Source organism: Streptomyces sp. VTCC 41912, assembly GCF_045799175.1.
Taxonomy (GTDB): domain Bacteria; phylum Actinomycetota; class Actinomycetes; order Streptomycetales; family Streptomycetaceae; genus Streptomyces; species Streptomyces albulus_C.
The window spans coordinates 671,444-685,821 of sequence record NZ_JBJMAB010000001.1; the positions used below are offsets into that span (position 1 = coordinate 671,444).

The following is a 14,378-nucleotide window of genomic DNA, read 5'->3' on the forward strand; positions in this document are numbered from 1 at the left end:
CGGCGTCACGGGTCGTCGCGGCGGGGCGGTCCCCCGTACCCTCCCCCCATGCTCCGGGATCTCACCTCGCTCCCCGGTGCCGTCCGCGGGATCCGTTGGGACGGACTGGCGCTGGCCGCGGACGGACCGGCCCGGCCGGCGAACCCGGTCGCCGTGCCCCGCGCCGTTCCGTACGCTCGCCCCATGAGCAGCACCGACGACGGGCCCGCGCGCCGCCCCCTGGTGGCGATCCTGAGTGGCGCCGGGATCTCCACCGACTCCGGGATCCCCGACTACCGCGGGCCGAACGGCCTGTGGCGGCGCGACCCGGAGGCCGAGAAGCTGGTCACCTACGACACGTACATGGCGGATCCGGAGATCCGTCGGCGGTCGTGGCGGATGCGGCAGGAGAGCCCGGCCTTCCGCGCCCGACCGAACGCCGCGCACGAGGCGGTGGCCCGGTTGGAGCGGTCCGGGACGCCGGTGCGGGTGATCACCCAGAACGTGGACGGGCTGCACCAGCTCGCCGGGATGCCGGCCCGCAAGGTGCTCGAACTGCACGGCACCGCACGGGAGGTGGCGTGCACCCGCTGCCACGCCCGGTCGTCGATGGCGCAGGCGCTGGAGCGGGTGGCGGCCGGCGATCCCGATCCGGCGTGCCTGGTCTGCGGCGGGATCCTGAAGTCGGCGACGGTGATGTTCGGGGAGCGGCTGGATCCGCAGGTGCTCGGCGAGGCGTTGGGCGTGGCGAAGGCGGCCGAGGTGTTCTTCGCGGTGGGCACCACGCTCCAGGTGCAGCCGGCCGCCTCGCTCGCCGGGGTGGCGGTGGAGCACGGCGCGCGCCTGGTGATCGTCAATGCCGAGCCGACGCCGTACGACGCGCTGGCCGCCGAGTTGGTGCGCGAGCCGATCGGGACGGCGTTGCCCCGCCTGTTGAACGCGCTCGTCTGACCTCGGCGCGGCACCGCCGCTGGCCGACGTGGTCCCGGAGCGTCCGGGATCGTCCAGGATCGCGCCCGGATCGGTCCCTTTCGCCGGGAATGCTGCGGCCCGCGTTACGGTTGACGCCGCTGCCGGCCGCGCGCCGTGCGGGGGAACGGCAGCGGGGAGCGGGAAGGACGGTAGGGCCGTGCAGGGCAAGCACCACGGTGAGTACAAGGTGCCGGGCGGCAAGTTGGTGGTCGCCGACCTGGAGGTGGGGGACGGGGCGCTGCGCGGCGTCCGGGTGGCCGGGGACTTCTTCCTGGAGCCGGACGAGGCGCTGGACGCCATCAACGGCGCCCTGGAGGGCGCGCCGGCGGACACCGACGCGCGGGGGCTGGCCGCCCGGATCGACGCGGCGTTGCCCGCCGGGGCGGTGCTGTTCGGGTTCAGCAGCGAGGCGGTGGGCGTCGCGGTGCGCCGGGCGGTGGCCGGCGCCCGGGAGTGGACCGACTTCGACTGGCAGATCATCCACGAGGGGCCGCAGTCGCCGGCCCTGCACATGGCGTTGGACGAGGTGTTGACGGCCGAGGTCGCGGCGGGCCGGCGTCCGCCGACGCTGCGGGTGTGGGAGTGGGACCGCCCGGCGGTGATCATCGGTAGCTTCCAGTCGCTGGCGAACGAGGTCGACCCGGAGGGCGCCGCCCGGCACGGTGTCACGGTCGTCCGCCGGATCTCGGGCGGCGGCGCGATGTTCGTGGAGCCGGGCAACACCATCACCTACTCGCTCTGCGTCCCCAACTCCCTGGTCCAGGGCCTGAGTTTCGCGGAGAGCTACGCCTATCTGGACGACTGGGTGCTGGGCGCCCTCGGCGACATGGGCATCACCGCGTGGTACAAGCCGCTGAACGACATCGCCACCGAGGCCGGGAAGATCGCCGGTGCGGCGCAGAAGCGCATGGCGGCGGGCGACGGCGCGGTGCTGCACCACGTGACGATGTCCTACGACATCGACGCCGAGAAGATGGTCCAGGTGCTGCGCATCGGCAAGGAGAAGCTCTCGGACAAGGGCACCACCAGCGCGAAGAAGCGGGTGGATCCCCTGCGCCGGCAGACGGGCCTGCCGCGGGCGGAGGTCATCGCCCGGATGATCGCCTCGTTCCGGACCCGGTACGGCGGTTCGATGGGTTCGGTGTCCCCTCGCGAACTGGCCCGGGCCGAGGAGCTGGCCGCCGCCAAGTTCAGCTCCCGGGAGTGGCTGACGCGGGTGCCGTAGCCGGGGCCGACGGGCACCGGCGGGCCGATCGCGGGGGGCGGGGAGAGTCTCGGCATCCGCGCGATCAGCCGTGCCGTCGCCCACCGGCAGGCGTTCGCCTGCGTGGCGGACGACTCAACTGCCTCGCGGGAGGTTCGCACGTGACTGGCACGCCGCGGCGGAGCGTCTGCCGTGCCCGGGCAACTGCCCTTCGGGCATGGGGAACCACCTGTTCACTCGCGAGCAGGCTCGTTCGGCACTGACCGGGAGTCCGTCTTCGTTCACCATGGCCGAGCATGCCTGAACGAGACAGTGCTCCCGGAAACAGCGGAGGGACGCGAGCCACCACTCAGCGAGCGGCGACTTGATCATTGACCACCGGAGGGGCGAGTGGCGCAATTTCACGAGCGAAGAATTCACCATACGGCTCACTGCGCTGGTACAGCACGTCGAAACTCGCAGAGGTGTCCTCGATTGCCGCTCGATCCGCGATGCGGTTTGCTCCGGCAGCGTTCCCGTCGTCATCGTAAGTCACCTCGTACATGACCTCGTCGCCGAGGATCACGACTTCGGGGACCAGGGATTCCGCTTCAATTTCCGAGATGGCACGGGAGTCCATCACCCTGATATTGTCCCCCAGTTCCACGCGCAGACGAAGCACGAAGAGCTCCCACTGCACGTACGGGGTGACGGGGAATTCGACCACGCGAATCCGGCGCTCCAGAATCCCCAATTCGGCAGCCTTCCGGAACTGCGCGGAGTAGATCTCTCGTTTCTCCTCGATCAGGGAGATCGCCGTGCGCCATTCACCGGCCGCAAAAGCTTCCCAACTGGGAAAGCCTCGCTCCTTGAAGTTCTGACCACGTTCGAGCTTGCGCAAGGAGCGGATGCCGCTCCCATAATGGCGACGAAAGTCTTCGTGATACCGAGGGCGGTCCAGATGCTCTGAGGTACTGCGCCGGAACGATTCAAACACTGGGAATGTCCGGCTTCGCTGCGACCATCATGCTCCTCGGGATGACCACCAGACGTTCGTCACTCCCGATCGAAACGCCCGCGGGAAGCACTTCCCCCAGCGAATCCGTGAGGTCTCGACCGATGATGGCGACGTCTCCGTTCTCAAGCTCCCAGATGTCCGGGCAGTCGGGATTATCGGTCGTGTGACCTAATTCTTGCGGCGACTTCCCCAGCCGCCTTTTAAATGTCGTCATGGGGTCAGCTTCCCACGGCCTGGACATAACACCCCTCCCAGAGATGACGAGAACGTACCGAGCGTAACGGTTGAAGCCTTGACCCACTAGAGCAACCACTAAGCCATCCGGGGAAAATCGACAACGGCATATGCCATAGTCATACATCCGCGAAGACACTTGCTGGTTCGGATTGCCGATGCCACCATGCTGACCACAAGGAGGGAACGCAACTCACCCATGGGCATCGATGGCCCGATTTGTAGCCTTATGGGAAGAGTTTCAGCGTGCCAATCATCCAAATGGGGGAACTATGGATGCAGAATTAACGTCCTTCGCACAGGCCGCTGGAACCACCCTGGTCACTCTGATGACAACCGAAGCCTGGCAACACGCTCGCGATAGTTTCACACGTGTATGGCAGCGCTGGCAGCCCGAAAGAGCACAGGACATTTCCCGCGCGTTGGACGTGAGCCAAGAGGAAGTGCTGCGCGCCCACTCGGCAGACGACCAAGAGATGCTCGGTGAACTGCGAACGCAGTGGGTGGGATATCTCCGCCGGCTTTTGCTGTCCGATCCGGAGGCCGTCGAGGATCTGCGCACGTTGCTCGGCGAGTTCAGCCCCCATACCGACGCGAGTGCCCCGTCCGTGGCTCAGCACGGCACCGCGTCCGGGCGAGCTCGCATCTATCAAGCGGGCCGCGACATGCACATCAATGAGCGATGAGAGGAGCGATGGACGGCCGTGCCGAGGACGGCGGCCGCGTCTACCAGTCATCCCGCGACCAGCACATCAGCGAGTACCACTACCACGGCAGTGAGGAACTCGGCCTCGCCGGGCCCGACTCCGTGAGGCGCCCGGCAGTCGGCCGGGCACCGGTGGTCCTGCGGGACCGCGCCGAAGTGCTGGAACGCCTGCGATCGAGCACCGCCGCGCGACAGGGTGGCCGGGCCTTCGTGCTCCACGGCATGGGAGGCTGCGGCAAAACCGCCGTCGCCTACGCCTTCTTCCACTTCGCCACCGAGGGCAACAACCGTGTCGGGCTCTGGGTGAACGCCTCCGACCGGGCCAGCCTCCGCTCCGGGATGCTCGCGGTGGCCGCTGACCGCGGGGCTGCGGACGGCGAACTCCTGGCAGCCAGGAACGGCTTGCGGCCCGGAGCCGACCTGGTCTGGGAGCGCCTCAACCGTTCCACCGAGCCGTGGTTACTGGTGCTGGACAACGCGGACGACCCCGAGATCTTGCGGGACGGGAGCTGGCTGCGCACCAGCCCCAACGGGATCGTCGTGGTCACGACCCGTCGAGCGGCGCCTCGTTGGTGGCCGGGAGCGGAGTTGCAGTACATCGGGGTGCTGCCGCGGGACGACGCCGCGAGGGTGCTGTGCGACCTCGCACCACAGAGCGGCACGTTGAAGCAGGCCGCTGAGATCGCGGACAAGCTAGGTCGCCTGCCCCTCGCACTGACGCTGGCCGGCGGCTTCCTCTCCCACCAAGTGCTCGACCCCTGGACGATGGATGCCTACCGGCGCCACCTCGAGGAAGGAGAAGGCGTCGAGCTGATAGACCAAGGAGCTGACATCTTGTCTGACGACGACCCGCGCCACCTGGTGGCGCGCACCTGGCAACTGACGCTCGACAGCTTCGAGGCACGCGGATTGCCTGAAGCGGTGACGCTTCTTCGCTTGCTCGCGCGTTTCGCGCCGGAGCCGTTGCCGGTATCCCTCCTGAATCACCCGGAAGTCGGCCGCGCGTTTCCCCGTGCTCGTACGGAAGCGGCGCTCCGCGCGTTGCTCGACCAATCACTCACCGAGCTCATCGACGTCGGCGTACGGTGTGTGCAGACCCACGGCGTTCTGCTCGACAGCGTCGCTTCCGCCACGCCCCCTGAGACGCTCGCGGTGCTCAGCACGACAGCTGGCAAGTTGCTGAACGCCGCCGTTCCGGAGCAGCCGGACGCCGGCCCGGAAGACCCTCGGTTACGTCTTCTCAGCCCCCACGCCATCGCCATGTTGCGGCATGGCGCGCCTGCCCAAACGACGGCTGAACTGGTCGGCACTGCCACACGATTGGCCACCGCCCTACACCGCACGGGCGACTACCTCACCGCCTGGGAGACCGCACATGGCGCAGTGCAGCTCTCCCGGGAAACCCTGGGCGCGGAGCACCGCTTGGTGTTGGCAGCGGATTCGAGGGCCGGCCGGGCGCTTTTTCGTTTGGGCAGGTACCCCGAGGCCGAGCGGGTGCTACGTCAGGTGAGAGGCGCTCAGGAGCAGTTGTTCGGAGCTGAGGACCCGGACACTCTGGACAGCAGCCACGGACTCCAACTGGTCCTGGGGAATGTCGGCAAAAGACCGGAGGCCCTTTCGCTGCTCCGCGCCACGATCACCGGCCGGCTGGCATCTCTCGGACCTGCTCATCCGCTGACGTTGCGCTCCCAGGCCAGCTTGTTGACGATGCTGTCGAAGGCCGAACTCGAAATGCCGGAAAACGTCCCGTTGCTTTCCCTGCCCGCGGACTGCCAGCGCCACCTCGGCGCCGATCACACGGTCACGTTGGGCGCGAGACACAATCACGCGTGGGCGCTCTACGTACTGCATCAGCTCCACGAAGCGGATGAAGAAATTCGACTCGTCTCGGAGATGTACGAGCATCGCTTCGGGGCCGATTACCCTATCGCGCTCTCCGCGCAGCAGTTGCACGCCCGTATCCACCACAAGCTTGGCAATGTCGAGGCAGCGGTGGACCTCATGGACGAGGTCGTGCAGAAGAGAGCCAGCAGTTTGGGGCCCGACCATCCGTTCACCACCGCCAGCAGACGTGTGCTGGCCGACTTCAGGGGCAACGGTCAAACGGCGCACTGAGTCGTCCAGACACACGAGTCCGCGTACGAACGGGGCGCTGGGCCGGGAGGGACTGCGGGGGCTCTGTGGAGCACGGTCCGTGCGGATCGTCAGAGGTGCTGCGGACCTGCCCTGACCGTTGACCGGGCTCGGCGTCGCCATCGGGGCGGGTGATCCTGCGTTGGTCGTGCTCTGGTCGTGCGACTGGCCCCGAGCAGGGTGACTCTCCTGTTCGGGGCCGCGCCGGTGGAACGGTCGGCCGGGTGCTCCGGCCTCAGCAAAGAGCGGGGATGACCTCCGCGCCGTACGCGTCGAGGGTGGATTCCTTGGCGTCGTGCATGGCGTAGAGCGCGAACTGGTCGACGCCCAGGTCGCGCAGGGCGCGCAGCTTCTCGCGGTGCGCCTCGGCCGGGCCGAGCAGGCAGAAGCGGTCCACGATCCCGTCCGGGACGAAGGCGGTGTCGGGGTTTCCGGTGCGGCCGTGGTGGGAGTAGTCGTAGCCCTCGCGGGACTTGATGTAGTCGGTGAGTTCGTCGGGGACGAGGCCGGAGTGTTCGCCGTAGCGGGCGACGAGGTCGGCGACGTGGTTGCCGACCATGCCGCCGAACCAGCGGCACTGCTCGCGGGCGTGGTCGAGGTCGTCGCCGACATAGGCGGGGGCGGCGACGCAGATGGTGACCGCGGCCGGGTCGCGGCCGGCGTCCGCGGCGGCCCGGCGGACGGCCTTGATCATCCACTCGGTGAGGAAGGGGTCGGCGAGTTGGAGGATGAAGCCGTCGGCCAGCCGGCCCGCCATGGCCAGCGCCTTGGGGCCGTAGGCGGCCATCCACACCGGCAGGTGGCCGTTGGTGATCCAGGGGATGCGGATGCGGTGGCCGCCGACGTCGGCCTCGCGTCCCTCGGCGAGGTCGCGGATCTGGCCGATCGCCTCGCCCAGCCGCGCCAGGGTGTTGGGCGGGCGGCCGGCCACCCGCATCGCGGAGTCGCCGCGTCCGATGCCGCAGACGGTGCGGTTGCCGTACATGTCGTTGAGGGTGGCGAAGGTGGAGGCGGTGACCTCGGGGGTGCGGGTGGAGGGGTTGGTGACCATCGGGCCGACGATCAGGTGGTCGGTGTGTTCCAGGATGCGGCTGTGGATGACGAACGGCTCCTGCCACAGCACGGCCGAGTCGAAGGTCCAGCCGTAGCGGAAGCCGTTGCGCTCGGCGCGGCGCATCAGCTCCACGACGGCGGAGGCGGGCGGATCGGGCTGGAGGACGACTCCGAAGTCCACTGCGGCGCTCCTTGGGGTGCGGGCCGGTCGGTGCCGGCCGGGTGGGGTGGGCGCGGGGTGCTCACATGAGGTACTGGCAGGTGCCGCGCGGGATGTACTGGCCGTGGCCGGCGCGGCCGGTGAACTCGCGGCCGTCGATGACGAGTTCGCCGCGGGACAGCACGGTGAGGACCTGTCCGGTCAGGCGCTTGCCCTCGTAGGCCGAGTAGTCGACGTTCATGTGGTGGGTCCGTGCGGAGACGGTCTGTTCGGCGTGCGGGTCGTAGAGCACGATGTCGGCGTCGGCGCCCGGCGCGATGGTGCCCTTCTTCGGGTAGAGGCCGAACATCCGGGCCGGGGTCGCGCAGGCGATCTCGATCCAGCGGCGGCGGCTGATGCGGCCGTCCACGACGGCCTGGTGGAGCAGGTCCATGCGGTTCTCGATGCCCGGCATCCCGTTGGGGATCTTGGAGAAGTCGTCGCGGCCCAGTTCCTTCTGGCCGCGGAAGCAGAACGGGCAGTGGTCGGTGGAGACCACCTGGAGGTCGTTGGTGCGCAGGGCCCGCCAGAGTGCCGCCTGGTGCTCGCGGGGCCGCAGCGGCGTGGAGCAGACGTACTTGGCGCCTTCGAAGTCCGGCTCGGCGAGGTTGTCGGTGGACAGGAAGAGGTACTGCGGGCAGGTCTCGCCGAAGACGTTGAGTCCGGCGTGGCGGGCCCGGGCGATCTCGTCGGCGGCCTGCTCGGCGGAGACGTGGACGACGTAGAGGGGGGCGCCGGCGACGCGGGCGAGTTGGATGGTGCGGTGGGTGGCCTCGGCCTCCAGCAGCACGTGGCGTACCTCGCCGTGGTAGCGGGGGTCGGTGTGGCCGGCGGCGAGGGCCTGCTCGACCAGGACGTCGATGGCGGGGCCGTTCTCGGCGTGCATCATCACCAGTCCGCCGTTGCCGGCGGCGCGCTGCATGGCGCGCAGGATCTGGCCGTCGTCGCTGTAGAAGACGCCGGGGTAGGCGGTGAACAGCTTGAAGGAGGTGACGCCTTCGGCGACCAGGAGGTCCATCTCCTTGAGCGAGTGCTCGTTGACGTCGGAGAGGATCATGTGGAAGGCGTAGTCGATGGCGCACTGGGCGTCGGACTTGGCGTGCCACAGGTCCAGGCCGGCGCGGAGTGCCTGGCCGCGGCTCTGGACGGCGAAGTCGACGAGGGTGGTGGTGCCGCCCCAGGCCGCGGCGCGGGTGCCGGTCTCGAAGGTGTCGGAGGAGGCGGTGCCGCCGAACGGGAAGTCCAGGTGGGTGTGGGCGTCGACGCCGCCCGGGATGACGTAGGTGCCGGTGGCGTCGAGGACGCGGTCGGCGCCGGCGGTCCAGCCGTCGGCGGTCGCGCTGTCGTGGGCGGCGAGGGCGGCGACGCGGCCGTTCTCGATCAGGACGTCGGCGTGCATCTCCTCGGCGGCGGTGATGACCAGTCCGCCCCGGACGACCGTACGGCTCATCTCGGCTCCCTACCTGACGCTACGTCACAAGCTGGTCTACACCCGTAGATTCCGGACGGGAAGGAGACACCGTAGAAGCATGTCACCCACCGTGGCAATACCGTGACGGAAGATCGGCCACCTGCCGGGTGTCGCGGCGGCGGTCAGCCGGGTGGTTGAACGGGCGGTGCGGGAGGGGCGCCGGGGGCGGGGCCGGGAGGGGTGCGGGGGCGACCGGATGGGCAGGTAACAGACTCCGACCCACAACTTCGAAAGTGATGACGGAACCACACCTTCACAATCGGCACTGAGGGCGTCAAAAGGCACACAGATGACGTCAGAAAGGCGATGCGCCATGGAGCAGAGCACGCCGTGGGAGTTCTCCGACGACCGCGGGCGCCTGGTGGTGGCCGGAACCCGGCCGGAACGGATCGTGGCGTACATACCGGCGGGGGCGACGCTGTGGGACCACGGCATCCGCCCCGCGGGCCTGTTCGGGTCCCAGCACGACGGGGTGGCGGCCGACCCGGCCAAGGCCGGTGAGCTGCCGTTGGACGAGATCCCGTACCTCGGTTCGGGCAGCGCACTGCACCCGGACGCCGTGCTGGCGGCCCGCCCGGACCTCGTGGTGGCGGTGACCTACGACGGGGAGCAGGTGTACGGCCTGGAGGCGAAGGTCGCGCAGGAGTTGGAGGAGCAGGTCCCGGTGGCCACCGTCGCGGTGGGCCCGGGACGCAGCCTGCCCGAGGTGCGGGAGCGCTTCGCGGCACTGGCCGGCTCCCTGGGGCACGGTGAACCGCTCACGCTGGCCAAGGAGTTGGACGACGCCGAGGACGAGCTGCGACGGGCCGGCGGCGGTCCGGTGCGGCCGCGGGTGGTGGCGCTCTCCCCCGCCGGGTCGGACAAGGTGCACCTGGCCCGCCCGGGCACCTGGCCGGACCTGCGGGCGCTGGCCGAGCACGGCGTGGAGTTGCCGGAACCGGCGGCCGGGGCCGGCACCAACTGGTCGACGGTGGGCTGGGCGGAGGCCGCCGCGCTCGCCCCGGACGTGGTCCTGATCGACGTCCGGGCCAACGCCGCCCGGGTCGAGGCGCTGCGGACGGACGAGCACTGGCGGGCGATCGAGTCCCGGGTGCGGTTGCTGCCGTGGAACCCCGAGGCCCCGGTCAGCCGGCGCGCCCACACCCGCTTCTTCACCGAGGTGGCCGGCGCGGTGCGGGCGGCCGCCGCGCGGAAGTAGCGTCCGGGCTCCCGCGGTGCACCGGACGCCGGCGGCCCGACCGCCCCCTTGACGGCAACTGGCAACAAACCTAACTTTCACTCCCGTCCCCCACCTCCACGTCGGGAGTCCACCCATGGAGCGACCCCTAACCCCCCACCTCCGTAGGGGAGTTGCCCTCCTCGCCGGAATCGCGCTGACCGGCGCCTGCTCCGCGGCCGCCCAGCTGGCCCCGCCCGCGGCCCGGCTCGGCGGCGCGCCCCCGTCCGCCGCACACGCGGCCGCGCCGTGGCGCGCCGATCCGGCGCGGGGCACCGCCGACTTCGAGGGCACGGAGACCAAACCGGGCACGGTGCGGGTCGCCGACGATCCGACCGGGCGGCACGGGAAGTCCTTCGCGCTGCACACCTCCGGCGACAAGCTCGACGGCCCCACCCGGGTGCGGGTGGAGACCCGCGGCCACCGCACCGCCAACGGCCCGCTCCGCTTCTCCCGCGAGGGCGACGTCGTCTACGTCGGCTGGCGCTCGATGTGGGGTCCGCTGCCGACGAAGAAGGGCGACTGGGTGGTCCTGTGGCAGCTCAAGGACTACGGTCCGGGCGCCGCCACCCCGCCGCTGTCGCTGCGCGCCCGGGGCGACGGCACCGTCGACCTGGAGTACTGCGACCCGCAGTTGAGGACCACCCGGCTCTGGCAGGCGCCGATCGCCCTGAACACCTGGCACGACTTCGTCCTCGGCATCAAGGTCTCGAAGGACCCGGCGCGCGGCTGGGTGCGGCTCTGGCACGACGGCGCGGCCCAGCAGTTGCCCGGCGGCTCCGAGCAGTACCCCGCGGCGACCCTGCGCGCCTCCTGGGTCACCGACAAGTGGGGGGTCTACCGCTCCGACGGCATCAAGGGGCCGGCCACCGCCTGGCTCAACTCCCCCGCGGTGGGCGGCCGTTACGAGGACGTGGCACCCAAGGACTGACCGCGGGGCGCCACGTGGGCCCGGATGCGCCCGGCGGGTCGGGGCGGGGCCGGCCGCGGCCCTTCCGCGGCCGGCCGGGCGGCGGGTGCGCGACCATCCGCCGAGGCTGTATGATCATCACGTAACTCCGGCCCGCGGGCGGGAGTCACGCGTCTGTGGTCCAAGGAAAGACGCCCATCATCCGATGGGAAATGTAGGTGCAAGGCCTGCCGGGCGCTCCACACGAAGGGCCCCCGCTCATGGAGCGGGGGCCCTTTCTCGTGCTCTGCGGCGGTCGCCGCGGTGCGTCACTGCCCGAAGCTTCCCTGACACAGCGTCAACAGGTCCGGGCGCACCTTGCCGGCGGCCATCTGACAGATCACCCGCGGGTCCACGGTGCGGTGCGCGGCCGGGGCGCGCACCGCGGGATGGTGCGGGGGCGGTGCGGCCTGCGCGGGCCGTGGCCGTTCGCGGTGGTGGGCCGGCCGGGGGTGCTGCGGATGCGGCGCGGCGGGGAGCCGTCCGCGGTGCGGGGCCGGCGCGTCCGCCGCGGTCCCGTCCGCTTCCGCGACGGCGGCGTCCGCGGGCGGTTCCGGTGGCCGCGGTGCGGTCACCACCTGTTCGTGCGCGGTCCCTTCGGACGGCGCCCGGGTCGCGGGGCGTTCGGGCACGGACGGTGCCGGGCGGGGCCCGGGCGGCGCCGTCCGGGACGCCGGGACGGACATGCAGCCGGTGACCGTGGCCAACACCGCGGCCGTCAGGACGAGGAGAGGAGGGGTGCGCACGGTCCCACCGTTCCGGCCGCGCCCCGGCCGGACAAGCAACACGCCGGGGAACCACGCGCACGAGGGAGCACGGGGGTGTCCGGTCGACGCGCGCCGCGCCGCGGCCGGGGCACCGCCCGGGGTGACCGGGGCGGCGCGGGCCGGGCGCGGCGCGCGGCGGTCAGCGCGGTGCGAGGTTCGCCCGCGTCGACCGCAGGGCGTCCGCGAGCAGTTCGGCACCGTGCTCCGCCTCGGCGACGGTGAGTGTGAGCGGCGGGGCGATGCGGAGCGAGGCGCCGCCCCGGCCGCCCTTGCCGACCAGCAGCCCGCGTTCCCGCGCGGCCTCCAGCACTCCGGTGGCCGCCTCCGGGGACGGCTCGTCGGTGCCCGGCCGGACCAGCTCGACTCCGATCATCAGGCCCCGCCCGCGCACCTCCCGCACCATGTCGAGGCCGGCGGTCACCGCCCGCAGGCGCTCGATGAGCAGTCCGCCGACCCGCCGGGCGTTGCCCTGGAGGTCGTGCTCCAGGAGGTAGGTGAGGTTGGCCAGGCCGGCGGCCATGGTGATCGGGCTGCCGCCGAAGGTCGAGATGGAGTTGGCGGGCAGGCAGTTCATGATCTCGGCGCGGGCCACCACCCCGCCGATGGACATGCCGTTGCCGATGCCCTTGGCGAAGGTGAGCAGGTCCGGCGGGCCGTTCTCGCCGTGCGCCTGCCAGCCCCAGAAGTGCTCGCCGGTGCGGCCCCAGCCGGTCTGCACCTCGTCGCTGATCCACAGGATCCCCTCGCGGGCCAGGACTTCGCGGAACGCCGCGTACAGCCCGTCCGGCGGTGCGGTGAAGCCGCCGACGCCCTGCACCGGTTCGGCGATCAGCGCGGCGACGCCGCCCGCGGCCTGCTGGAGCACGTCCTCCAGGTCGGCGACGCAGGCCGCGGTGTACGCGGCGTCGTCGAGGTCGGCGTACGGGCCGCGGGAGCGGACCCCGCCGTGGACGTAGAGGGTTTGCAGCGGCGAGAGGCTGGTGGGTGACCAGCTCTGGTTGCCGGTGATGCCGACGGTGGAGAAGGAACGGCCGTGGTAGCTGTTGCGCATCGCCAGGATCTGGTTGGACCGGCGGTGGGTGGTGGCCAGGAGCAGTGCGGCGTCGTTGGCCTCGGTGCCGGAGGTGGTGAAGAAGACCCGGGCGTCGGGGATGCCGGAGAGCGCGGCGATCCGCTCCGCCAACTCCACCATGGGGCGGGAGAGGTACAGCGTGGAGGAGTGCAGGAGACGGCCGGCCTGCTCGCTGATCGCCTTGGTGACCTCGGGCAGGGCGTGCGCGGTCATCGTGGTGAGGATGCCGCCGAAGAAGTCGAGGTAGCGGGTGCCGTCGGCGTCCCAGACGTACCGGCCCTCGCCGTGGGTGAGCTCCAGGGGGCGGTCGTAGTAGAGGCTCAACCAGGACGGCATGACGGCCTGGTGGCGGGCGTGCAGGCTTGCGGCGTCGGACGTCACGGCTGCACCAGCCCCTCGTAGGCGTCGGGGCGCCGGTCGCGGTAGAACGCCCACTGCTGGCGGACCTCGTCGATCAGGCCGAAGTCCAGGTCGCGGACGACCAGTTCCTCCGTGGAGTCGCTGGCGGGATCGCCGACGACCTGGCCGCGCGGGTCGACGAAGTAGCTGGAGCCGTAGAAGTCGTTGTCGCCGTACTCCTCCACGCCGACCCGGTTGATCGCGGCGACGAAGTACTCGTTGGCGACCGCGGCCGCGGGCTGTTCCAGCCGCCAGAGGTAGCCCGACAGTCCGCGCGAGGTGGCGGACGGGTTGTAGACGAGCTGGGCGCCGTTGAGACCCAACTGCCGCCAGCCCTCCGGGAAGTGCCGGTCGTAGCAGATGTAGACGCCGATCCGGCCGACGGCGGTGTCGAAGACCGGCCAGCCGATGTTCCCCGGGCGGAAGTAGTACTTCTCCCAGAACCCCTTGACCTGCGGGATGTGGTGCTTGCGGTACTTGCCGAGGACGGTGCCGTCGGCGTCGATGACGGCCGCGGTGTTGTAGTAGAAGCCGGACTGCTCGACCTCGAAGACCGGCACGACGATCACCATCTGGGTCTCGCGGGCGAGGTCCTGCATCCGCCGCACGGTCGGGCCGTCCGGTACCGGCTCCGCCCAGCGGTAGTGCTCCGGATCCTGGACCTGGCAGAAGTACGGGGCGTTGAAGACCTCCTGGAAGCCGATCACCTTGGCACCCCGCGCGGCCGCCGCCCGGGCGTGCTCCTCGTGTTTCGCGATCATCGATTCGGTGTCGCCCGTCCAGGTCGCCTGGACCAGTGCGGCACGCACAACATCGGCCATGAGCTGCTCCTTTGTCGCTGCGTCAGCCTGCGGTGCGCGGATCTACGCGTGTGGAGGCGACCGTAAGCCCCGTCACCGACCGTGGCAAGACCATCTCCCAGCGCGGCGCGGCGGTCGGGTGCGCGGGTCCGGACCGGTGTCCTCCCGGCGCTCCGTCCCGCCCGCACCGCCGTGCGGTGCGGGCGGGACGGAGCGCCGGGAGGACA

General features: G+C 70.7%; 13 protein-coding genes. 6 read left to right on the forward strand and 7 right to left on the reverse strand.

The features are described 5' to 3' along the window. Nucleotides 1-183: 183 nt before the first annotated feature. Both ACJ6WD_RS03065 and ACJ6WD_RS03070 read left to right on the forward strand, forming a co-directional pair. On the forward strand, nt 184-930 hold the full coding sequence (locus tag ACJ6WD_RS03065; RefSeq protein ID WP_407615112.1) for an SIR2 family NAD-dependent protein deacylase: 747 nt from the start codon (nt 184-186) through the stop codon (nt 928-930). Nucleotides 931-1,108: 178 nt separating this feature from the next. Beyond that, nucleotides 1,109-2,176, forward strand: a complete 1,068-nt coding sequence (locus ACJ6WD_RS03070; protein WP_407615089.1) for a biotin/lipoate A/B protein ligase family protein — start codon at nt 1,109-1,111, stop codon at nt 2,174-2,176. Nucleotides 2,177-2,504: 328 nt separating this feature from the next. Here ACJ6WD_RS03070 and ACJ6WD_RS03075 read toward each other — a convergent pair whose 3' ends face one another. Together ACJ6WD_RS03075 and ACJ6WD_RS03080 are read right to left on the reverse strand one after the other, a co-directional pair. Beyond that, on the reverse strand, nt 2,505-3,131 hold the full coding sequence (locus tag ACJ6WD_RS03075; RefSeq protein ID WP_233660639.1) for a DUF6879 family protein: 627 nt from the start codon (nt 3,129-3,131) through the stop codon (nt 2,505-2,507). Continuing rightward, entirely contained in the window at nt 3,124-3,393 is a 270-nt protein-coding gene (locus ACJ6WD_RS03080) for a hypothetical protein (protein ID WP_016574986.1), read from the reverse strand. The genes ACJ6WD_RS03075 and ACJ6WD_RS03080 overlap by 8 nt, the downstream gene beginning before the upstream one ends. Before the next feature lie 322 nt (nt 3,394-3,715). Here ACJ6WD_RS03080 and ACJ6WD_RS03085 point away from each other — a divergent pair, with 322 nt between their 5' ends. Both ACJ6WD_RS03085 and ACJ6WD_RS03090 read left to right on the forward strand, forming a co-directional pair. Further along, entirely contained in the window at nt 3,716-4,072 is a 357-nt protein-coding gene (locus tag ACJ6WD_RS03085) for a hypothetical protein (protein WP_376446225.1), read from the forward strand. A gap of 8 nt (nt 4,073-4,080) precedes the next feature. Beyond that, on the forward strand, nt 4,081-6,207 hold the full coding sequence (locus tag ACJ6WD_RS03090; protein WP_407615090.1) for a tetratricopeptide repeat protein: 2,127 nt from the start codon (nt 4,081-4,083) through the stop codon (nt 6,205-6,207). Between the two features lie 253 nt (nt 6,208-6,460). Here the strand turns inward: ACJ6WD_RS03090 and ACJ6WD_RS03095 are convergent, their stop codons facing one another. Together ACJ6WD_RS03095 and hydA are read right to left on the reverse strand one after the other, a co-directional pair. Further along, nucleotides 6,461-7,459 carry a TIGR03842 family LLM class F420-dependent oxidoreductase gene (locus tag ACJ6WD_RS03095; protein ID WP_233660642.1) on the reverse strand — a complete coding sequence of 333 codons (999 nt, stop codon included), beginning with the start codon at nt 7,457-7,459 and terminating at the stop codon, nt 6,461-6,463. A 61-nt stretch (nt 7,460-7,520) separates the two neighbouring features. Further along, a complete protein-coding gene (hydA, locus tag ACJ6WD_RS03100) occupies nt 7,521-8,927 on the reverse strand; it encodes a dihydropyrimidinase (RefSeq protein ID WP_016574990.1) in 1,407 nt (468 codons plus the stop codon). 334 nt (nt 8,928-9,261) lie between these two features. Between hydA and ACJ6WD_RS03105 the strand changes: the two genes are divergently transcribed. Together ACJ6WD_RS03105 and ACJ6WD_RS03110 are read left to right on the forward strand one after the other, a co-directional pair. Continuing rightward, a complete protein-coding gene (locus ACJ6WD_RS03105; RefSeq protein ID WP_376446231.1) occupies nt 9,262-10,146 on the forward strand; it encodes an ABC transporter substrate-binding protein in 885 nt (294 codons plus the stop codon). A gap of 115 nt (nt 10,147-10,261) precedes the next feature. Beyond that, on the forward strand, nt 10,262-11,095 hold the full coding sequence (locus tag ACJ6WD_RS03110; protein WP_376446234.1) for a heparin lyase I family protein: 834 nt from the start codon (nt 10,262-10,264) through the stop codon (nt 11,093-11,095). A 287-nt stretch (nt 11,096-11,382) separates the two neighbouring features. On the opposite strand, the gene ACJ6WD_RS03115 is transcribed toward ACJ6WD_RS03110, so the two are convergent. The 3 genes from ACJ6WD_RS03115 to ACJ6WD_RS03125 form a co-directional block, all read right to left on the reverse strand. Next, nucleotides 11,383-11,859: a hypothetical protein gene (locus ACJ6WD_RS03115; RefSeq protein WP_331249520.1), complete on the reverse strand. Its 477-nt coding sequence runs from the start codon at nt 11,857-11,859 to the stop codon at nt 11,383-11,385. Between the two features lie 160 nt (nt 11,860-12,019). After that, nucleotides 12,020-13,333: an aspartate aminotransferase family protein gene (locus ACJ6WD_RS03120; RefSeq protein ID WP_233660646.1), complete on the reverse strand. Its 1,314-nt coding sequence runs from the start codon at nt 13,331-13,333 to the stop codon at nt 12,020-12,022. Then, nucleotides 13,330-14,172 (reverse strand): nitrilase-related carbon-nitrogen hydrolase, encoded by an 843-nt coding sequence (locus ACJ6WD_RS03125; RefSeq protein ID WP_376558359.1) that lies wholly within the window; start codon nt 14,170-14,172, stop codon nt 13,330-13,332. The genes ACJ6WD_RS03120 and ACJ6WD_RS03125 overlap by 4 nt, the downstream gene beginning before the upstream one ends. Nucleotides 14,173-14,378: the final 206 nt, after the last annotated feature.